Here is a 21,314-nt window from a genome sequence, read left to right on the forward strand (position 1 = left end):
CGCATTTCGCGAGAATGCCGCATTCAAGCCCGAGTATTCCTTGATTCGCAGAAAGGATCAGCGAGTGAATTCCAAACGCTTCCGATTGTATTGGATCGTCGCGCTGCTGGCGTTGCTGCTGCCAGTGCTGGCCGCCTGTGGCGGTGGGCAGCCAGCCGCCCCAGCGGCCACAAGCTCCGCGCCATCCGAGGCGACTGCCGCCGCGCCGGCTGCCGAGGCGACCACTGCGCCCAGCGCCGCCGAAGCCACTGCTGCCCTAGCCCCAGATGCCACCGCCGCGCCCGCCGAGGGCGGCAACGCCACGACACCTGCTGGCAACGTCTTGCGCGCGAACCTCGTAACCTGGCCCGATACCCTCGACCCGCAGGATGCCTCGATTGCGAATGAGATTGGCGTGCTGACCCTGGCCTTTGAAGGGCTGACCCGCCTCGACAAAGACCTGAAAACCGTGCCAGCCGCCGCCGAAAGCTGGGACTACAACCCCGACGCGACCGAGATCACCTTCCACCTGCGCGACGGCCTGAAGTACGCCGACGGCTCGCCGCTGGCGGCCCAGGATTTCGTCGATGCAGTGCGCCGTTCGCTCGACCCACGCGGCGTGATTGGCGACTACCAGGGCACGCTGTTTATGATCAAGGGTGCCGACGCGATCCTGAATACCGAGGTGCCGACCGATGAGGCTAAGGTGCCCGACCTGTTCAACCAGCTTGGCGTCACCGCGCCCGATGAGAAAACCGTCAAGTTCGAGCTGACGCAGCCGACCCCCTACTTCCACACGCTTGCCGCGCTGTGGCTGCTCTACCCGGCCAAGCAATCGCTGATCGACAATGGCGGCGCAACCTGGTATGAAGACCCCGCCAACCTCGTTGGCAACGGGCCGTTCAAAATCGCGACGATGGATCAGTCGCAGAACCTGATCGAGCTGCAGGCCAACGAAAACTACTGGGCCGGCCGGCCCAAGCTCGACGCAGTGCGCCTGCTGTTTATTGGCGACCTGGCGGTGGCGCTGCAAGCCTATAAGAACAACGAAGTCGACATCATCGCGCCCGACCCGAACGACGTGCCGACGATCAAGAGCGACCCGGTGCTGAGCAAAGAGTATATCGAGCCGCTGGGCTCGTGCACCGAGTCGTTTGAGCTGAACAATACCAAAGCGCCGTTCGACAAAAAGGAAGTGCGCCAGGCCTTCAATGTCGGCTTCGACCGCGCTTCCTTCATTCGCGATGCTTTGAAGGACACCAGCGCCGAGACGGCCTCGTGGATCCCGCCGGGCTACCCGGGCTACGACGCCGAAGACAAGCGCCTGGCCTTTGACGCCGCCAAAGCCAAGGAGCTGCTCGCGGCCGCCGGTTTCGCCGACGGCCAGGGCCTGCCCGAAATCAAGGTCTCGTACAACAGCAACAACCCAGCCACGCAGGGCCGCGTCGAATACCTCATCCAGATGTATCAGAAGACCCTGGGCATCTCGCTGATTCCTGACCCCATCGAGGGCAAAACCCTCAACGGCATGCGCAAGGATGTGAACACCGCGCCGCAGTTTGTCTACGGTGGCGGCTGGTGCGCCGACTATCCCGACCCGCAAAACTGGCTGAGTGTGTTCTGGCATTCCAGCAGCTCATTCGCCAAGAACATTGGCTACAAGAACCCCGAAGTCGACAAACTGATTGAAGAAGCCGATGTGCAGGTTGACGCGACCAAGCGTATGCAGCTCTACCACGACGCGCAGCGCCTGGTGATCGGCGACGCGCCCTACATCATTCGCTCGACCAGCAAATCCAGCTTCCTCGTCAAGCCCTACGTCAAAGGTTTCGACATCACCCCGCAGGACTCGAACACCTACCCCGGCATGACGACCGGCCTGCTGAACGTGACGATGAGCCAGTAAGTTCCGTGCTCCCGCGGTGGCCGAGGTGTCTCGGCCACCGCTCAGTTTCCGCATTTGAAAGGAGGCGCTTTCTCATGAAACACCACAACGCGCGCGGCACGACGATGGTGCTCCTGTTGCTGGCCCTGCTGCTGCCAGTGCTGGCTGCCTGTGGCGGTGGTGGCGCTGCCCCATCGGCTGGCCAGCCCACCGCAGCCGCGCCCGCCGCCGAGGCCACCAGCGCCCCGGCTGCCGACGCAGCCACCGCCGCCCCGGCCGAGGCAACTGCCGCCCCGGCAGAATCGACCAACCCACCCACCTCCGGTGACAACATTCTGCGCGTTGCAGACAGCACCTGGCCCGACAGCCTCGACCCACAGAAATCCTCGTTCTCGAACGAAATCGCCGTGCTCCAGCAAAACTACGAAGGCCTGACGCGCTTCGACAAAGACCTGAAAACCGTGCCAGCTGCCGCCGAAAGCTGGGATTACAACGCCGACGCAACCCAGGTCACCTTCCACCTGCGCGACGGGCTGAAGTACTCCGACGGCTCGCCGCTGACGGCGCAGGACTTTGTCAACGCGGTGTATCGCGTGCTCGACCCGCACAGCCCCGGCGACTACCAGACCCTGCTGTTTATGATCAAGGGCGCGGACGCGATCATTGGCACCGAGGTGCCAACCGACGAGGCCAAGCTGCCCGATCTGCAGAAAGCGCTGGGCGTGACCGCTAAAGACGACAAGACGATTGTATTCGACCTGGCGCAGCCAACGCCCTACTTCCATACCCTCGTCGGCACCTGGGTGATGTACCCGGCCAAGCAGGATCTGGTGGAAAAAGGCGGCGAGACCTGGTTTGAAGATGTTGCCAATCAGGTCGGCAATGGCCCCTGGCAGGTTACCACCATCGATCACAGCAACAACCTGATTGAATTCAAGGCCAACGCGAACTACTGGGCCGGCCCGCCCAAGCTCGCTGGCATGCAGATCAAGTTTATCGACGATCTGGCGGTGGCGCTGCAAGCCTACAAGAACAACGAAGTCGATATCGTTACGCCCGACGCGAATGACGTGCCGGCGATCAAGAGCGACGCGACCCTGGGCAAGGAATATAACGAGTACCCCGGCGCGTGCATGAGCACCACCAGCTTCAACCTGAACAAAGAGCCGTTCAGCAACCCCAAGGTGCGCGAAGCCTTTGCCTACGGCTTTGATCGCGCCGGCTACGACCGCGACGCGCTCAAGGACACCGAAATCCCTTCGCAGACCTGGATTCCCAAGGGCTACCCGGGCTACGATGCCGATGAGAGCCGCTACCCCTTTGATGCCGAAAAGGCCAAGGCTGCGCTGGCCGAGGCTGGCTTTGCCAACGGCCAGGGCCTGCCCGAGCTGAAGTGGACCTACAACAGCAACAACCCGGCCAACCAGGCCCGCGTCGAGTACATCATCCAGATGTACCAGAAGAGCCTGGGCGTGAGCATCGTGCCCGACCCGGTTGAGGGCACCACGCTCACCAACCTGCGCAAGTCGAACGAAACCTACCCGCAGATCACGGCTGCCGGCTGGTGCGCCGACTACCCCGACCAGCAGAACTGGCTGAGTGTCTACTGGCAGTCGGAAACGAACTTCGCCAAGAACACCGGCTACAAAAATGCCGAGGTCGACAAGCTGCTGGCCCAGGCCGACATCGAGACCGAGCCGGCCAAGCGCGCCGACCTGTACACCCAGGCGCAAAAGATGGTGATTGGCGACGTGCCGCAGCTGATGCGTGGCGTCACCAAAAACACCTATCTGGTCAAGCCCTATGTCAAAGGTCTCGACTTCACGCCGCAGGACTCGGACTGGTCGGGCCAGATCACGAGCATGTACAACGTGACCCTGGAGAAGTAAACACGCCACCGCAGGGGCAGCTCGCGCGCGGGTTGCCCCTGCACCGTCGCCGGCACGCCAGTATCGCGCAGCCCGCCCGGTTGCGCCAAGCACCTGCGAGGAACTATGTTCAGCTTTTTCGTGCGCCGCCTGCTCTGGGCCATCCCGGTGCTGTTTTTTGTGTCGCTTACCTCGTTCTTCCTGATGCACCAGGCGCCCGGCGGTCCCTTCGACAAAGACAACAATAAGAAGCAAGTTGATGGCGCGACGCTCAAGGCGCTGAATGCGCGCTTTGGCCTCGACAAGCCGCAGTACTTCAACTCCGCCGCTGCGCAAACGCTGTGGAACGGCGGCGAGCGCAACCCGCTCACGCTCGGCCGCGCCTACCTCGACAGTCAGTTCTTCAACTACATTGGCAATGCCGCGCAGGGCGACCTCGGGCCGTCGTATCGCCAGCGCGGCAAGAACGTGCAAGACATTCTGCTGCGTCAGGCACCCTACTCGGTGCGGCTCGGCCTGCTGGCATTCTTCTTTGCGCTTGTCACCGGCGTGCCGTTGGGCGTGCTTTCGGCATTGAAGCAGAACTCGCTGCTCGACTACGTGAGCCTGCTGATTTCGACCATTGGCGTCGCGGTGCCAACCTTTGTCACCGGCCTGCTGGCGCTGATTGTGTTCGGCACGACACTGAAGTGGATTTCGATCTCGAATAATGACTGGAACACCTTCACGCCCTATATCGCGCCCGGCCTGGTGCTTGGGCTGGCCTCGATGTCGTTCATCACGCGCATTACGCGCACCACGCTGCTGGAAGTGAAGCGGCAGGATTATATTCGCACCGCGCGCGCCAAGGGCCTGAACGAGCGCATGGTCATCGTTCGCCATATGATGCGCAACAGCCTCATCCCCATCGCGACCATCATCGGCCCGGGCCTGGTCGATCTGATCACCGGCTCGGTCATTACCGAGACGATCTTCAGTATTCCCGGCATTGGCAACTTTTTCGTCACCTCGCTGTTCCAGCGCGACTACTCGATGATCATGGGCACGACACTGGTGTATGCGACGCTGATTATTTTCGTGAACATTCTGGTCGACCTGAGCTATGGCTTGCTCGATCCGCGTATCCGCGCCTGACCGACGAGGGACTATGCCTGCTGCGCACGCCGCGATCGAGCGGCTTTACCAGGCGCACTACAATGCGCTGCTTGCCCACCTGGCCCGGCTCGTTGGCGACCAGATGCAGGCCGAAGATTTGTGCCAGGAAACCTTTCTGAAAGCCCTGCGCGCCTGGGATCAGCAGGCGACGATCACGAATCAGCTGGCCTGGCTGTATCGCATCGCCACCAACACCGCCTACGACCATCTGCGCCGCCGCCAGCGCCTGCATTTCGCGCCATTGTACGAGCACGACGCGCCGCCCGACACCGATTCGATGGAGCGGCGCGTCGACGTGCAGGAGCCGGTGCGCCACGCGCTGGCCTTGCTGCCAGCCGAATCGCGCCAGCTGCTGCTTTCGAGCTATGCCGGCCACAGCACGCAGGAGCTGGCCGCCGCGCTTGCATGCAGCGACACTGCCGTGCGCCTGCGCTTGTTCCGCGCGCGCGAGCGCTTCCGTAAGATATACTTACAGCTCGGGACCAATTAGCGGAAGGCGCAGCAATGAATGAGGCGAGCGCGTGGCGCGTCGAGCTGGCGCGCGAGGTGGCGGTGGTGTATGCCGCGCAGCCGCAGGTGCGGATGGTGTCGCTGGGCGGCTCGGCGGCGCGCAACCTCGCCGACGCTTATTCCGACATGGACATGGCCGTGTACTGGTCGGCTATCGACCACGAGTGGCTGCACAGCACGGCGCTCCAGCCCAGTGGTGGGCGGCGTTTCACCTACCGCCCCTTGTTCGACAACCTGATCGTGGTCGAGCAGTATTTCGTTGGCGAGGCGAAAATCGACGTGGCGCATTTCGCGATGGCCTGGTGGGAGCAAACTGTCGACGACGTGCTGGAGCGCGCCAGCATGGACGACGAAAAGCAGGAAGTGCTCGATGGCTTTCTGAGCGCCATTGCGCTCTATGGCGAGGACGAATACGAGCGCTGGCGCGCGCGCATCGCCGCCTACCCCGCCGCGCTGGGACGCGCCATGATCGAGCGGCACATGCACTTCTACCCGCAGTGGGTGCTTGAGCAGCAGGGCCTGGCGCGCAACGACCTGCTTGGCTTCTATGCCACGCTCTGCGAGATGATGCGCAACCTGCTGGGCGTGCTGGCTGGCCTGAACGGCATGTACCTTTCGATGGAAAAGCCCAAGCGCAGCGCCGACCTGCTGCGTCGCATGGCAATCGCGCCCGCCGATGCCGTGGCGCGCTTCGAGGCATTGCTGGCGGGCAATCGCGCAGCCGCGCCGGCCGGGCTCGCTGCCTTGGCCGACGAAACGCTGGCGCTGGTCGAGCAGCACGCGCCCGACATCAGCACCGCCCGCGCCCGCGAGGTGCAGCGCCTGGAAGTGCATGCCGTCGAGCACAAACCGAGCTTCCCGAATTAAGCTGTAGAAACAAGAAAACGCTACCACCAAGACACCAAGGCACCAAGATTTTGTTTCTTGGTGTCTTGGTGGTTTAATTCTCAGCTTCGCCTCATCTCGCCGCCCAGGGCAGGTAAGTAAACTGATCGAGTTCGGCGGCTGTGCCGGTGCTTACCTGGTAGCTGCTGGTGGTAATATTCGCAGGATCAAGGCTCACCTGCTCGTTCGTAATCACCAGCACCACGCTCGATGCGCCATCCGGCACGGTGTAGCTGCCAATCGTGAGCGACTGGCCCGCGCCAGCCGTGCCCGCCAGCCCCGTCACCGCCACCGAATCGCCCATGTCGGCCACAATGCTGGCATGCAATTCCCCGCTGCCAGAAGTATTCGTCAGCTGCACCGCGTAGGTGCCGCTGGGCGGCAGGCCGATCCAGTTCGCCGCGTAGGTATTCGGCAGTGCGCCGGTATAGCCCCCGCCAATGCTCGCAATCGCGCCCTGGTTAGCGGGCGTGCCGCCCCGGCTGGTCACAATATCGCCGCCGTCGGAGAAGCAGAAGGGCGTGCTGGTGGCGCAGGGCTTCATAAAGCGCAGGCTCGCCGCAAAGCGATGGAATGTGTCGTCCAGGCTCGTGCCTTTGCTGCCGAGCGCATTGTCGTAGGCGGTGATGGCTGGCTCCCCGGCGGCAATATTCGCCCACATTGCTTTCATCAGGCTGGTGCCCGTGGCGCTTTGCAGGCCGCCATTGCGCTCGGCAGCATAGCGGAACAGCGGCCACATGGAGTACTGCGCGTCGTTGCCATCTTGCTTCGGCAGGCTGACCGTCAGGTCGGGGTACAAATACTGGTAGTTGTCGTGTGCTTCGGGCAGCACTTCGTCTTCCACATAGGCTGCGGTCGACTCAAGCCAGACCGATTCCTCCGCGCCGCCCGCGTCGCCGGTGCCAAACTGCACCGCATGAAAATACTCGTGCGCCATCGTGACCTTGAGCGCCAGCAGCGCGGCCTGGGCGTTGCCATTGGCGAACTGGAGCATGTCGCTGTTCACCACCATGCACGAGGCCAGCGCGGCGGTTTCGATCGCGGGCGTGTTTGGGTTGTCGCCCACGGTGCCAGTGAAGCTGCCGCCCGGCGAGGTTACATAGCCATAGGTCTGGTTGCCAATCGGTGAAATTTGCACCGGGAAGCGCCCGAAGGGGTTGTTGTCGCTCAGCGGCGGCTGCGCCCAGCCATAGGTGCCAATCTCGGTGCTAAAAGTCTCTTCCAGTGCGCCCGCATATTCCTGCGCCGTGAGCGTATTGATCGAGCCGTAGACGATATGGAAATGAGTAGTGTTGATCGTATTTGCGCCATCTTCGGTATCGCACACTGTCGCGGCCTGCGGCGTGGGCGATTCGAGCGCGGCGCGCAAGGCGGGCGAAAAAGCTGCACGCCCACCGGCGAGTGTCTGCCGTGCTCGGTTGATCTCGCGCAGCACCATGGTCGCGCTCCAGCCACCGCGCCCAACCAGCGCCACCGGAACACGGCTGATGTCGCGCACCGCGTAGATCAGGTAGGTCAGCCGCTGGTCGCCACTAATTGCACCACGCGCATAGGCCTGGTCGATCAGCTCGGGCGTGGTGGGGCGAGCGCTGCGCGCCGCAGCAGGAACGGGCGCGGGCGCGGCGAGCAGGGCGAGCAGAAGTGAGCCAAGGAGCAAAGCGGGGCGTGCAACGCGATTCAGCCACGGCAATGTGCGCATAAAGCCTCCCTGATCGAATATGGCTAATACAATGAGGATGCAGGACTCATCATAGCAGCCTTCTTCGGCCGCGAAAATAGCCAAAATGCAACGCGCCGTCTGCAAATTTGATGCAAACGGCGCGTAACGAAGCAGCAGCGCGGGAGATTATTGTGCCGGGGCGCGCAAGCCAGCGATATATTGCTGAATAGCATAGTAGGCCGGGCGCGGCGACCAGTCGCCATTCAGGATGCTGAACGACGCCTGCTCATTCATTGGCTGGCCTTCGCTGGCCTTTAGCGGCCCGAAGTTCAGGTTCCACAGAAACATATTGCCAACCCACGGGTACTGCTCTTTGGTACGCCGCATCGCGCCAACAATATACTCGGCCTGCTGGTCGAACGACACCTGATTGCCGAACTCAAAGCCAGGCGTGTCGTTCTGTGTGGCCCAGCCAAACTCGGTGATCCAGATCTGGTGGTCGGCCATGCCATATTCTTCCATCAGCTTGCGCACATTCTCGACATGGCGAAAATAAAAGGTTGGCTCGGTCGTCCAGCCCTGCGCCGGGCTGGGATTGTCGGGCCACATGGTGTTGGGCGGGTTAGCCGAGCCGCCGGGGTGCACAGCCTGCACATCGAAGTAGTTGCGAATCATGCCGTTCTGGTAGCTGTACATCGCGCGGTAGTAGCGCAGGTCCGAAATTGCCGTGTTCGACTGGTTGGTCGCCGTCGAGGCGGGCGGGCCGGCCACCACAATCACGCTCGGGTCCACCGCCTTGATGCTGGTGTAGGCCGCCTTGAGCACTTCCACATAGTGGCCGGCATCGTCGGTCGAGACATAGCCGCCGTTTTCATGCGCAAGGTTCTGCTCATTCCAGATCTCAATCGCCTGCACCTGGCCAGGGTAGCGCTGCAGAAGCGCGGCCACAAAATTCCCCAGCGCGGCCGGGTCGTCGGGCAGGCCGTCGCCGCCGTCGGCGCGGTAGAAGCTCGGCGTGCGCACAATCGAAAGCATGAGCTTGAGGTTGTGGGCGTTAACACTCTGGATGATCGCCTCAAGCTCGCCCCACACATAATTGCCCGCCGGGCCTTCCTGGTCGCGCCAGTGAATTTGCTGCCGAATCCAGCCGAAGCCCACATCACTGGCCGCGCCCAGCGCCGCATCGCGGTTGATGTAGTAGAGGTGCGCAGCCACGCCAAACTGGAGCTGATCGCTGTGCAGCGGGAAGGGCAGACCGCCCGGCCCGGCTGGCTGCGTAGTTGGTGTGGGCGGCTGGGGTAGCGGCGTTGGGTAGGGCAGCGGCGTGCTGGTGGGCGTTGCCGCCGAAACCACGGCCGGTTTCGCGGCAGGCACCACGGCTGCAGCCTGCGGCGCGCCCGTGGCCACGGCGGCGGTTGGCAGGCTGCTTACTGCCAGCGCGGTTGTTGGCTCGGGGGTGGAGCAGGCGGAAAGTGCGGGCAGCAGCAAAGCCAGAACGATGCTGGCAAATAGTGAGCGGCGCGCGAGCGTTGGCATAAGGCCTCCTGCGAAGATGCGGGCAAGTATGTGCTGCGATAGTACGCAGCTCTACTGTACTCGCCCGCCACCCCAACGGCAATCGCAAGAGGTTGCAGAACCATGACCGTAAGCTGTTGGAAAGCTGATAGCAATTCTGATACGGCGCCCGCCCGGAAACAATAAGTCGGGGGCAGCCACGCCACCCCCGACTGGATTGCCCAATTTGTGTGGAATGTGCGCTACGGCGTCAGCACAAAGTAGCCAACCGAGAGCTTGCCACTGTCTTTGCCCTTGGCCTCGAAGCGCCACAGCCCAAGCGGGTGGTTTGGCTCGGTGACGTAGTACAGGCCAGCATAGCCAATGCCGCCCTTGCTGTCGGCCTTGACGGTGTACGCCACCGTCACGCGCGTGCCGTCGGAGGCGACCACGCTTGGCGTCACTTCTTCGCCCGGCTTGAAGCCATACGCATCGAAGAAGAACACCGTGCCGGCGCGACCGGCCGGTGGCTCGACCCGCGCATCGACATTAGCGGGCACGCCGGGCTGTGGCGGTGGCAGGCGGCCAATCGCGTCGCCAATGATCAGGAAGTAACCCACCGCAGCATTGCCGCTTTCGACGCCCTGCCCAACAAACGACCACACGCCCAGCAGCGTGCTTGCGTCGGTACTGAAACCAATGCCTGCGCCATCAATCGAGCCGCTGCTGTCGGCAGTGGCCTGGAAGCGCGCGCCATATACCGCGCCATCGGGCGAATTCAGCCACACGCCCACCTTCTCGCCCGCCTTGAAACCATGCGCGGCAAAGCTAAAAGTCGTGCCGGGCAAGCCAGCCTGTGGGACCACTGCGGCATTCTTGCTGGCAGGCAGCACCGGGCGGATCAGCGAAGGCGAATTGGCGGGAGGCGGGGTTGGGGTCGGTGTCGCGCCGACTGGTGCAGTTGGTGGCGAGCCAGGTGCGAGCGGCGCAGTCAGCTCACGCGGCGCAAACTGCCGCCCCAGCAAGGTGAGGAGTACGCGCTGGCCGGCTGGCAGATCGGGCCAGTATTCAAAGCGCGCCCGCTCGAAATACTGCACCGTATGCACCTTGCCGTCGGACAGCTGCTCATCGACCTCATCGCTCAACGGGTAGCCAAAAATCGTCAGGCCCTGCGCATCCCAGGTGTCCTTGAAGCCATACTGCACAACATGCTTGGTTTCGGGGAAGTAGCGCCGCTGCTTGCTGCTGGTGATCGGCTGGGCTGGCGCGAAGGTGCGGTTGCCCGCTGCCATCACTCCCAGCAGGCCAAGATCAACCTGTGTGGCAGTGGCGCTTGCGCGCTCAAAGCGCGCCCGCTCGAAATACTGGTACACCCGGCCGGTCTGCGCATCGATATATTCTTCGGTTAAGGGGTAGCCAAACACCGGCAGGCCGCCGTGCTTATCCCAGTAGTCGCGAAAAACGCCGCGCACATAATGCCCGGTGGCACTTACGTACACCACTTCGGTAGCTGCGCGGGCCGGTGCTACAACCAGAACCGCTGCAAGCACTGCCAGCAAGGCCAGCATCCCGGCCATCCAGCGCCACGCAAGAGAACGCACAGGCATGGGTTGTCCTCCTCTAGCAACCGCGCAAAACGGCGGCTGCGCAAACGCGAACATTTCAGCTGCGCAAGGTTCTACGCATCAGCATACGCCAAGCTCAATATGTTTGTCAATAGTTTTTTTGGTAATGGAATGGTATAGCCCTGCCAGTACACTCAAAGCTGTCGTCAATGCGTTGGTAAAAACCCGTTTTGCGATCATCAGGCCCGGTTCGCTTGATGACAGGGCCCGAAGCCCAGAAACTATTGTACAGGTAGGCGTTTCAACCTGCCCCGTATTTGTGACGTTTCCACGCCGATCGTTGCATTAGCAGGAGAGTATCATGCTTGGCTTTGCCTCACTGTCTCGACGTTTTGCTGCCGTCATCAATGTCAATCGCTCACGCCTGCAAGTGAGCGAGACGCATCGAAACGGTGGCACGCTTGTGCGCCTCGCACACAGCACGCTGCGCTCCATCCCGCTTTTGAACTTGTATCGTTCGCTTTCTTCAGGCACTTGGCTGGTGAATTCCGCCGCCTAGCTCTGGTGCGGAGTGTGTTTTTAGTGCGCACAAAACGTTGGGTATTTCACAAGGAGATTGGTAATGATTACATCAATGCCACACCCATCACCGTTTCAGTCGGCCAATAAAGGCTTGCGGCTTGTCAGCATTATGATCCTGGCGGTGCTGCTGATAGGGAGTATTTCGGCAGCTCAGACCCAGACGGCCCAGCCAGCCCCCCGTGCCGACCAGAGCCTGCTTGCGCTGGCGGCCCAGCAGCCAGCCCGCACCGTTTCGGTAATTGTGCGCCTGGCAGAACAAGCAAGCGGCGTCGAGCCGCAGATCAATGCGCTTGGTGGCCGCATTACGGACGAGCTGAGCATCATCCATTCGCTCGCCGTCGAGCTGCCAGCAGCCTCCATTCTGCAACTCGCGCACAACCGCAATATTAGCTGGATCTCGGCCGACGGCACTGTGACGAATAGTATCTGCTTTGAATGTATTAGCGCAGCGAACCTGACGAATACATACATCCAGGCAATTCAGGCCGACAAAGTCTGGGCGCAGGGCTATCAGGGGCAGGGAATTGGTGTGGCCGTGGTAGACAGCGGCGTAAATTTCCAGGGCGACCTGTATACCATTATGGGCCGGAACCGCGTGACGGGCAATGTCGGCTTCAACAGTGGCTATAACATCACCACCTTCGATGCATATGGCCACGGCTCGCACGTTGCAGGCATTATTGGCGGCAATGGGCGCGCATCGAATGGCAAATACATCGGCGTTGCTCCGCAAGTCAATATCATCAACGTCAAGGTGAGCGACGACCTGAATAATGGCGCAGGCACGGCCAGCAGCGTGGTCAAAGGCCTGCAGTGGATCTTGAATAACAAGGCGGCCTATAACATTCGCGTCGTCAATATCTCGATCAACAGCGACGCAAACGAGTCGTACCATGTGAACCCGATCGATGCCGCCGCCGAAATTCTCTGGAACAAAGGCATTGTGGTCGTCACTTCCTCGGGCAATCGCGGCCGGGGCACCGTCTACCCACCAGCGAACGATCCGTATGTGATCACGGTTGGCGCGAGCGACGACAAAGGCACGGCAGATGTGGGCGATGATAAAGTTGCCAGCTTCTCGGCCTATGGCAAAACCATCGACGGCCTTTCCAAGCCCGATTTGATTGCGCCCGGCACAAATATCGTCAGCCTGATAGGCAACCTGGGTATGGGCTTGCCGGCCGAGCATCCACAGAACATTGTTACAGGCACATACTTCCGCATGTCGGGCACCTCGGTTTCTGCGCCAATGGTGGCAGCCGCCGCCGCCCTGATACTCCAGCGGGAGCCGGGCCTGACCCCGGATCAGGTAAAGTATCGCCTGAAATCGACGGCGAACAAAAGCTGGCCGGCCTACACAACGCGAACCGCCGGCGCTGGAATCCTCGATGTCTATGCTGCGCTCAATACAGCAACGACAAGGAGCGCGAATGCAAACGTTGTTCCCAGCCAGTTGATCAGTGGCGACCTTAGCGCGACGAACGAGACCAGCGTGAACTGGACAAGTGTCAACTGGACCAGCGTGAACTGGACGAGTGTCAACTGGACCAGCGTGAACTGGAGCAGCGATTACTGGGGCGAGTAGCACTGTATTCGGTGCACAAGAACGGGCTCAATCTCCATTTGGCTCGTGGCACCTGGCGCATTGGATGCGCCAGGTGCCACGCCACCTCGCTCGATTGGTATCAACCCACCTGTGGCATGGCAACTCCCTGGCGCGGCAGCGCCTGAGAAGCGGAGCAAAACAATGTCAAAGTTAGCCTGGGCGTACATCATCGGCATCCTTCTTGGAGCAACTCTGCTCGGCATAAGCGCATGGCAGCAGGCAGAAGCAACACTGCCACAGTTAATGTTGCTTGCCATCCTGATTGTGATCACAACAGGCGCGCATCTTTTCGAGGCCAAAGCCCCTGACAACCAGACGTACTATCCCAGTATGATCTTTTTGTTCGTGGGTGTTTTGTTGCTGCCACCCGGTATGTTTGTCCTGCTGGCGCTTATGCCACATCTTGTCGAATGGGTGCGTGAGCGGCTGACGCAGGGTGAGCGCCTGCGAGCCTGGTACCTGCAGCCGTTCAATATTGCCACACATATCATTGCAGGTATTAGCGCGCTGGTTTTGTATACGAACCTGCTGCGGTTCGACAGCGAGCTGCCTCTGGGCATGCCAGTGCTGGCCGCAATCTGTGCCGCGCTTGCCTACGTGCTGATCAACCACGCGGTTATCGGCCTTGCACTGCTGCTCGCACGGAATATTTCGTGGCAGCAATCGGGCGTGCTGAGTATTGAAAGTATCCTGCCGGATTTTGTAAACCTTTGCCTTGGCTTTGTGGTGGCCAGGTTATGGTATACCAACCCGTGGTTGATCCTCCCGGTGCTTTCGCCGATTGTGCTTATTTACCGCGCACTGACAGTGCCACAGCTGAAGCAGGAAGCCCAGACCGACATGAAAACCGGGCTGCTGAATGCGCGCTATTTCAACAAACTTTTTCTCGAAGAATATAACCGCGCTGAGCGTTTTGATCGGCCCCTTTCGGTGATCATTGCCGACCTTGACCTGATGCGGAATATTAATAACACCTATGGGCACCTTGCGGGCGACGTTGTGCTGGCTGGCATTGGCGAAGTGCTCCGAGCGAATGTGCGGCACTACGATTTGGCGGCGCGTTTTGGTGGCGAAGAGTTCTGCATCGCCCTGCCCGAAACCGATCCTGCCGCCGCTATGCAGCTAGCCGAGCGTATTCGCGTAATGGTGGAAGCGATACCTTTCACGGTAAGCACATCAGACACACCCATTCACGCGACCATGAGCATGGGCGTGGCGTGCTACCCGCAAGACGGCGCAAACACAACCGAGCTGATGCACGCAGCCGATGTCGCCGTGTATCAGGCCAAGCTCAGCGGGCGCAATCGGGTGGTGTATACCGGCGATGTTCCGCACTCGGTGACGATTGAGCAGATGAAGGCAGCCGGCGCGGTCAAAGAGCGTTTACAGGCTAACGCAACTGCTCCGGCTCCCGCAGTGCCAGAAACTCCTCCCGCGCCAGTTGCGCAACCCGTCGTACTCCCACCAGCCCCGAGCATACCCAGCAATCTGCGTCCGCATCCGTTGTTCTGGCTCTTCACCAGCGGTGTGAGTGCAACTGGCCTGGGCGTGGCTCTATGGGGGCTGGCAGCAATGCCGCAGCTGGACGGTGCGGCGCTGGTGCTTCTGATGGGGCTTACGGTCATCGCCGAGCTGTTACAGATCAATGTCTACGAGCACTCGACCTTCTCAGTGTCGGTAGCTCTGGTGTTTGCTGCGGCGCTGGTGCTTGGCATCCCAGGGGTGGTGGCAGTATGCACGGTCATTGTGCTGGTGCATTACAGCCGCCAGCGCCCGAAACTCTATACTTCATTATTCAACTGGGCAACCCATATTATTGGTGGTGTCGCGCCGGTGCTTGCGTTCCAGGCTGCTGGGGTACCGCTTAGCCTTGCGCACCTGCTGCGCCTGTTGCCGGTGTTGGCAATTGCCGGTGTGATGCACTTCCTGATAGAAAGCGGGCTGTTTGCAACATTTATTAGCCTGAAGAAAGGCAGCACGCCACGCGCGCACTGGCGCCAGCAGTTCGGCTGGATGATCGGCCATTATCTCATTCTCTGCATCATGGGCGTGTTTATGGCGATTGCCTATACAAGCTTTGGTACGCTTGGCGTGCTGCTGTTTTCGCTGCCTGCGATTATGATGCGCTTTGCGCAGAAGCAATACACCGAGCGCACTGCCGACAGCATTCGCGAGCTGCGGCGCTTGAACAACGAGCTGAGCCGCGCCAATGGCGAGGTCGTCGCTGCCAGCAGATCAATGCAGCAGCTTAACGACGAACTATTCCTGACGCTGGCAAAAATTATCGATGCGCGCGACCCCTACGCAGCTGGCCATGCCAGCAAAGTTGCCGACTATGCGCTGCTGATTGCCCGCGAGCTGAATTTGCCGCCCGAGCAGCAGGCCGAGGTGTATCAAGCTGGCCTGCTGCATGATATTGGCAAGATTGGCATTCCCGAAGAGATTCTGAATAAGCCAAGTAAGCTGAGCGTGGAAGAATACAGCCAGGTCAAATTACACGCTCGCCTTGGCGCAGATTTCCTCGAAACCTGCCACAGCCTGCGGCACCTTTCGGCGTATGTGCGCCACCACCACGAGCGCTGGGATGGCGCTGGCTACCCCGATGCACTCGCTGGCGACGAAATCCCGCTGATCGCACGCATTTTGAACGTGTGCGATTCGATCGAGGCGATGGCGTCGGATCGACCCTACCACCGCGGACTGAGCCCTGAGCGGGTCATTAGCGAAGTGCAGGGCAAAGCCGGGCAGCAGTTCGATCCGGCGATTGTGGAAGTGTTCGTCAATATCATCGAGCGGGATGGCCTGACCCTGATTAGTAACTCGGCGCTCGAGGTACTGCGCAAATCGCAGGCGGCAAACCGCGCCCTGGCTCCTGAGCCAGTGAAAGAAGGAATTGCGCTGCTGCCGGCCCCAGCGAAATTGGCATTATAATGCGCACAGCATAGGCTTGTGGCCACCGCGCTGCCGGTGGGTCGGCGCAATGCGAGTTGCTTTTTTCACCGAGACGTTTCTGCCCAAAATCGATGGCATCGTGAGCATCTTGTGCCTCGCGCTTCAGCGTTTGCAAACGCAGGGGCACGCGGCACTTGTCGTTGGGCCGCCCGACATGCCAGCCGAGTATGCTGGCGCGCGCTGCGTCAGTACGAATGGCCCGCGCTTCCCGCTCTACCCCGACGTGCGCATGAATCTGCTCACGCCAGCGGCACTGCGGGCGCTGCGCGAGTTTCGTCCCGACGTGGTACATGTCGTCAACCCAGCCTTTCTTGGCCCGGCCGGGATTCTGTATGCGCGCGCCCGCCACCTGGCGCTGCTCGCTTCCTACCACACCGATGTGCCTGGCTACGCTCGCGCCTATGGCTTCCCCTGGGCCGAACGCGGACTGTGGCGTTTTTTCCGGGTGCTGCATAACCGCGCCGACCTCAACCTGGTGCCGTCGAGCGCGGTGCTGCGCCAGGTGCGCGCCCAGGGCTTTCGGCGGGTGCGCTGGTGGCGGCGTGGCGTCGATACGCGGCTGTTTCGCCCGCTACCACCCAGCCCGGCGATGCGCGTGCGGCTCAGCAACAATCACTCCGGCGATTTTCTGCTGCTGTACGTTGGGCGGGTGGCAAAAGAAAAAGGTCTTGGCGGGCTGGCCGAGCCATTGCGCGAACTGCCCGGCGCGCGGCTGGCGATCGTTGGCGGCGGGCCAGAGATGCCGCAGATGCGTGAGCGTTTTCGCGACAGTCCAGCCGTATTCACCGGCTTTCTCAGCGGCGACGAGCTGGTGCAGGCGTTTTCCTGTGCCGATGCGCTCATCTTTCCTTCCACGAACGAAACCTTTGGCCTGGTGGCGCTGGAGGCCATGGCCTGCGGATTGCCAGTGATTGCACCAATGCGTGGCGGCCTGGTCGACATTCTGCACGACGAGCACAACGCGCTGGTGTACAATCCCGACGAGCCACGCACGCTGCTTCATCAGGTGCGGCGCTTGCAGTATGATCCTGGGCTGCGCGAGCGGCTTGGTGCTGGCGCGCTGGCCCACGCCCGCGCGCGGGGCTGGGAAGCGACAATGGATCAACTCATTGGCTATTATGCCCTGGCGCAACGCTGGCACGGGCGCTGGCGCCAAAAACGGTAAGGAAGCACGATGCACCCAAATGGAAAAATCGTCCTGATCACCGGCGCGTCGGCGGGGATTGGCGCGGCCGCCGCACACGCCTTTGCCGATGCTGGCGCACGCCTAGTGCTGGCCGCCCGCAGCGCCGAACGGCTCCACGCGCTGGCGCGCACCTTGCCCGGCAAGCCGCTGGTTATTCCCACCGATGTGAGCGACCCGGCGGCGATTGAGCGCCTGGTTAAGGAAACCGTCGCGGCGCTCGGCACAATCGATATTGTGGTCCAGAATGCGGGCGTGGGGCTGGCCGCGCCAGTTGCCGAGCTGAAGGCCGAAACCTTTCAGCAGGCGCTGGCAGTGGATGTGTTCGGGCCACTGGCGCTCACCCAGGCCGCGCTGCCACACCTGCGCAATGGCGGCGGGCAGATCATTTTCGTTTCGTCGGTGGTGGGGCTGCGCGCGCTGCCGTACCTGGGCGGCTATGCCGCCGCCAAGGCCGCGCTCGACCGCCTGACCGAAGCGCTGCGCATGGAGCTGCGCGGCAGCGGCGTGAAAATAACGCTGGTGCGGCCCGGCACTACACAGACCGATTTCGCGGCGCACCGCCTGGGCGAAGGCCGCGAGCAGCGGGGCGTGCAAGCGCGCGCGGCCACGCCTGCGCAGGTGGCAGGGGCGCTGGTGCGTGCCGCGATCCGCGAGCCGCGCGTGCAGTACGTTTCGCCACTGGATCGGCTGATGGTGGGGGTGAGCTTGTTCGCGCCGGGCTTAGCCGACTGGCTGCTGGCACGTTCATTCCACTGGGAAAGCACATAAAAACAGGGCGCGAGATCGGTGTGATCTCGCGCCCTGGGTGCATTGGTGCTAGCGGGCGGCTTTCAGCAAATCAAGCAGCTTCGCCACGTCAGTCGTTTCGAGCTGGTCCGAGCCGCACAAACACTCTTGCGCGTAGGTTTCGGCCACAAGGGTGTTCAGGCTGGCAACCGATGCTTTCACCGCTGCCAGCTGAACCACAATATCGCGGCAATCGCGATTTTCCTCGACCATGCGCTGAACGCCGCGCACCTGCCCTTCGATACGGCGCAACCGCACCAGCACATCGGCGCGTGTTGCTTCGCTGATCGGCCCGCTTAGCAGCGCGGAGGGCTTTGGTTCCGACATATGCGCTCCTCAGCGTTCGTGTGCCTAAGCCACAGCCTGGCTTTAAGAAATAATCCGATCAAATTCCTGCTTCAGCATCGACTTCGGGCGCGCGCCCTGCAGCCGGCCAATTTCCTGGCCGTTCTTGAAGACGACCATGGTTGGAATGGCCATGATGCCGAGCTGGCCGGCCCACTGCTGATCTTCGTCAGTATTGACTTTGGCGATCGTCAGCTTGCCTTCGTACTCGCCCGCCAGCTCGTCGAGGATCGGAGCAACGGCGCGGCACGGGCCGCACCAGGGCGCCCAAAAATCCACAACCACAGGAACGTCGGAATTGAGCACTTTCTGCTCGAACTCAGTATCGGTGACGGCAACCGGCTTCGCCATGACAGGTCTCCTTAATCGTTGCATCCCCGCGCGTGCAAAGCGAGCGGGTACCCCCGGGGGGTATCTGTATTATACCCACTTTTCGTCGCGCGTCAAGTGCCTGCGCGCCGTTGTGCGGGCAGCGGTGTGCTATACTATGCGCAACCGCTCTGAAGAAATAGCATAACTCGTTCCATAGCTGCGGCGCGCTGTGCGGCAGGCTCGCGCGCGCACGTGGGCGAGCGCACAAGGAGGCGCGCATGGCAGCGATTGGCCGCGACACGACGATTAGCTGGCTAGGGCATGGCACGTTTCATATTGTCACGCCCGAGGGCAAGAAGCTGCTGATCGACCCCTGGCTGGATAACCCCAAATGCCCCGAAGAATGGAAAACCCGCGTCCGCACCGAGGGCCTCGACGCGATTCTGCTGACCCACGGGCACTTCGATCATATCAGCGATCTGCTGTCGCTGGCGACTCTCACCGACGCAAAAATTGTGTGTATTTTCGATGTTGCGAGCTGGCTTACCGCGCAGGGCGTGGGCGAAGAGCGCATTGTGGGCTTCAACAAGGGCGGCACGGTTGAGTTTGCGGGCGTACAGGCCACGATGACGAGCGCCCAGCACAGCAGCACCTATGTCGAGAATGGCACGATTGTGCCGCTGGGCGAGGCAGTTGGCTATGTGCTGCGCATGTCGAATGGTTTTACGATCTACCACACTGGCGATACGGCTGTGACTTACGATATGCTGGTGATCGGCGATTTGTACCAGCCCGACCTTGCCATCCTGCCGATTGGCGATTGGTTTACCATGGGGCCGCGCCAGGCGGCTTATGCGCTCAAGCTCATTCGCGCCAAGTATGCCATTCCCGGCCACTACGGCACCTTCCCGCTGCTCAGCGGCACCCCCGAGAAGCTGCGCGAGCACTTGCAGGAGTTCAATGTCGATACCGAGGTGATTGCGCTTGCACCCGGCGAAAGTGCCAGCTAGGGTTGTTTGCTTGGGCCGCAGGGGCTTTGTTTCTCAGGCGAGTGGGCTTATCAGTGCTGTTTGCTCGGGCCGCGATCAGTACCAGCTTCGACGCAGCTTGCTCAGGCCGCAGGGCCGCTGGGGCTACCCGCCCCAGCACCCCGGCCAAGGGCTAGCGCCCCTGGACCCCCAAATGAATGCAGAGATAATTGAAAAGCAGTGCACTCATGCCTCCGTTATGCCGCCCGCAGACATCGAATGATGTGCGAAAGGAACAGCCTCTAAAGCTAGTACGATGTCCGAACGCGCCACGCGCCCAAGCGATCAGCAGGCTATCGCAGCCATAGGGCACTCCTTTGATCTTTATGAGTGGACTGGCGGTGGCCCTGGCTATTTGCACGTGCACTATATTGTGCTCACACCGCGACTGCGTGAGCTCATCAGCGCGCTCCACGCGGCCCCGCTGCACCAGCACGCGGCGATTATGCGCCAATTCGCTTCGGCGATAGTTGATTAAATGTCAGTTCGGGATAAGAAGAGGCTCCACAATCGACGCAAGTGAGTTGGTGACATGAGCGAAAACGATGCAGCCCGGCGCATTGGTCATCGTATTGTCGTCAGTGGAATGGCTGGTGCGGGCAAGAGCACATTTGCGCGGCAGCTATCCGCAAAAACTGGCCTTCCAGTGATCCATCTGGACGTGCACTTCTGGAAACCAGGGTGGGTGGAGCCATCGAAAACGGAATGGCGTGATATTCAGTCCTCGCTGCTTGCTGGCGAGGAGTGGATTGCCGATGGTAATTATCACGAGACATTGGATCTGCGGCTCAGGCGCGCGGATACGATTGTGTACCTCGACACACCCTGGTGGCTCTGCGCAGCGCGAGCATTCGTGCGTGGGCTGCGCCGCCCGCAGGGCAACCAGCTGCCCGAGGGCTGCGAAGATATGGCCTGGCGACGGTTGCGTGACGAATGGTGGCTGATGTGGCGCGTCTGGTTGGGGCGCACGTCTGAGCGCGAACGAGAGATGGCAATTGTGGCGCAGCATGGCAGCCATGCGACATTGCACACCTTGCGTTCCAAACAAGCGATCCGACAGTTTCTTGATAACATCTCACGGTTTTAGCGCAGAGCACACGTTGTCGCAATCCTGCGGAAGCTTCACACAAAATAATGAGGCACATATGAAAACTTCCACCACGCACGACCAGCGCATTGCAACCCTGACCTTCGCTTCCGTCTACCCATTGTATCTGCAAAAGGTAGAAAAGAAAGGCCGAACCAAAGCAGAGCTGCATCAGGTGATCACATGGCTGACCAACTTTGATGATCAGACACTTCAGGAGCTGATCGATGCACAGGCCACGTTCCAAACGTTCTTCGCGCAGGCTTCGCTCAACCCACATGCGCACCGCATCACCGGCGTCATCTGTGGGTATCGGGTGGAAGAAATTGAGAACCCGCTAACGCAGCAGGTACGCTACCTGGACAAGCTTGTGGATGAGCTCGCGAAAGGCCGGAAGATGGAGAAGATTTTGCGCGATGGGTGAGGAAT

The 21,314-nt window shown here is 61.2% G+C and carries 18 protein-coding genes; 13 read left to right on the forward strand and 5 right to left on the reverse strand.

Annotation, left to right across the window (positions count from 1 at the left end; translation table 11 throughout):
- The first annotated feature begins 64 nt into the window (after positions 1–64).
- The 5 genes from M1P90_RS09230 to M1P90_RS09250 all read left to right on the forward strand — a co-directional run bounded on the left by M1P90_RS09230 (position 65) and on the right by M1P90_RS09250 (position 6,264).
- Complete coding sequence (locus tag M1P90_RS09230; RefSeq protein WP_483702324.1) at positions 65–1,885, forward strand: peptide ABC transporter substrate-binding protein; 1,821 nt, start codon at positions 65–67, stop codon at positions 1,883–1,885.
- A 74-nt stretch (positions 1,886–1,959) separates the two neighbouring features.
- On the forward strand, positions 1,960–3,753 hold the full coding sequence (locus M1P90_RS09235; RefSeq protein WP_483702325.1) for a peptide ABC transporter substrate-binding protein: 1,794 nt from the start codon (positions 1,960–1,962) through the stop codon (positions 3,751–3,753).
- A 105-nt stretch (positions 3,754–3,858) separates the two neighbouring features.
- Positions 3,859–4,866 (forward strand): ABC transporter permease, encoded by a 1,008-nt coding sequence (locus M1P90_RS09240; RefSeq protein ID WP_483702326.1) that lies wholly within the window; start codon positions 3,859–3,861, stop codon positions 4,864–4,866.
- A 13-nt stretch (positions 4,867–4,879) separates the two neighbouring features.
- Positions 4,880–5,377 (forward strand): RNA polymerase sigma factor, encoded by a 498-nt coding sequence (locus tag M1P90_RS09245; RefSeq protein ID WP_483702328.1) that lies wholly within the window; start codon positions 4,880–4,882, stop codon positions 5,375–5,377.
- Positions 5,378–5,391: 14 nt separating this feature from the next.
- A complete protein-coding gene (locus M1P90_RS09250; RefSeq protein ID WP_483702329.1) occupies positions 5,392–6,264 on the forward strand; it encodes a DUF4037 domain-containing protein in 873 nt (290 codons plus the stop codon).
- 91 nt (positions 6,265–6,355) lie between these two features.
- Here M1P90_RS09250 and M1P90_RS09255 read toward each other — a convergent pair whose 3' ends face one another.
- The 3 genes from M1P90_RS09255 to M1P90_RS09265 form a co-directional block, all read right to left on the reverse strand.
- On the reverse strand, positions 6,356–7,981 hold the full coding sequence (locus M1P90_RS09255; RefSeq protein ID WP_483702330.1) for a hypothetical protein: 1,626 nt from the start codon (positions 7,979–7,981) through the stop codon (positions 6,356–6,358).
- Positions 7,982–8,128: 147 nt separating this feature from the next.
- Complete coding sequence (locus tag M1P90_RS09260) at positions 8,129–9,478, reverse strand: hypothetical protein (protein WP_483702331.1); 1,350 nt, start codon at positions 9,476–9,478, stop codon at positions 8,129–8,131.
- Between the two features lie 221 nt (positions 9,479–9,699).
- Positions 9,700–11,043 (reverse strand): hypothetical protein, encoded by a 1,344-nt coding sequence (locus M1P90_RS09265; RefSeq protein ID WP_483702332.1) that lies wholly within the window; start codon positions 11,041–11,043, stop codon positions 9,700–9,702.
- A 319-nt stretch (positions 11,044–11,362) separates the two neighbouring features.
- On the opposite strand from M1P90_RS09265, the gene M1P90_RS09270 reads away from it, so the two are divergent.
- The 5 genes from M1P90_RS09270 (at position 11,363) to M1P90_RS09290 (ending at position 18,095) form a co-directional block, all read left to right on the forward strand.
- Positions 11,363–11,560, forward strand: coding sequence for a hypothetical protein (locus M1P90_RS09270; protein WP_483702333.1), 198 nt, complete (start codon positions 11,363–11,365; stop codon positions 11,558–11,560).
- Positions 11,561–11,623: 63 nt separating this feature from the next.
- A complete protein-coding gene (locus M1P90_RS09275; protein ID WP_483702334.1) occupies positions 11,624–13,168 on the forward strand; it encodes a S8 family peptidase in 1,545 nt (514 codons plus the stop codon).
- Between the two features lie 414 nt (positions 13,169–13,582).
- The gene (locus M1P90_RS09280; RefSeq protein ID WP_483702335.1) at positions 13,583–16,120 is read left to right on the forward strand and encodes a diguanylate cyclase; all 2,538 of its coding nucleotides are present in this window, start codon (positions 13,583–13,585) and stop codon (positions 16,118–16,120) included.
- A gap of 49 nt (positions 16,121–16,169) precedes the next feature.
- Entirely contained in the window at positions 16,170–17,306 is a 1,137-nt protein-coding gene (locus M1P90_RS09285; protein WP_483702336.1) for a glycosyltransferase family 4 protein, read from the forward strand.
- Positions 17,307–17,315: 9 nt separating this feature from the next.
- On the forward strand, positions 17,316–18,095 hold the full coding sequence (locus M1P90_RS09290; protein WP_483702337.1) for an SDR family NAD(P)-dependent oxidoreductase: 780 nt from the start codon (positions 17,316–17,318) through the stop codon (positions 18,093–18,095).
- A 48-nt stretch (positions 18,096–18,143) separates the two neighbouring features.
- On the opposite strand, the gene M1P90_RS09295 is transcribed toward M1P90_RS09290, so the two are convergent.
- The gene (locus M1P90_RS09295) at positions 18,144–18,440 is read right to left on the reverse strand and encodes a metal-sensitive transcriptional regulator (protein WP_483702338.1); all 297 of its coding nucleotides are present in this window, start codon (positions 18,438–18,440) and stop codon (positions 18,144–18,146) included.
- A 42-nt stretch (positions 18,441–18,482) separates the two neighbouring features.
- Positions 18,483–18,809, reverse strand: a complete 327-nt coding sequence (trxA, locus tag M1P90_RS09300) for a thioredoxin (RefSeq protein WP_483702339.1) — start codon at positions 18,807–18,809, stop codon at positions 18,483–18,485.
- A 239-nt stretch (positions 18,810–19,048) separates the two neighbouring features.
- Here trxA and M1P90_RS09305 point away from each other — a divergent pair, with 239 nt between their 5' ends.
- The 3 genes from M1P90_RS09305 (at position 19,049) to M1P90_RS09315 (ending at position 21,309) form a co-directional block, all read left to right on the forward strand.
- The gene (locus tag M1P90_RS09305; RefSeq protein WP_483702340.1) at positions 19,049–19,780 is read left to right on the forward strand and encodes a metal-dependent hydrolase; all 732 of its coding nucleotides are present in this window, start codon (positions 19,049–19,051) and stop codon (positions 19,778–19,780) included.
- Between the two features lie 550 nt (positions 19,781–20,330).
- Positions 20,331–20,885, forward strand: a complete 555-nt coding sequence (locus tag M1P90_RS09310) for a P-loop NTPase family protein (RefSeq protein ID WP_483702341.1) — start codon at positions 20,331–20,333, stop codon at positions 20,883–20,885.
- A gap of 58 nt (positions 20,886–20,943) precedes the next feature.
- Positions 20,944–21,309, forward strand: coding sequence for a DUF2200 domain-containing protein (locus M1P90_RS09315; RefSeq protein WP_483702342.1), 366 nt, complete (start codon positions 20,944–20,946; stop codon positions 21,307–21,309).
- Positions 21,310–21,314 lie beyond the last annotated feature (5 nt).

The sequence above is a fragment of the Kouleothrix sp. 19917 genome, assembly GCF_057073505.1.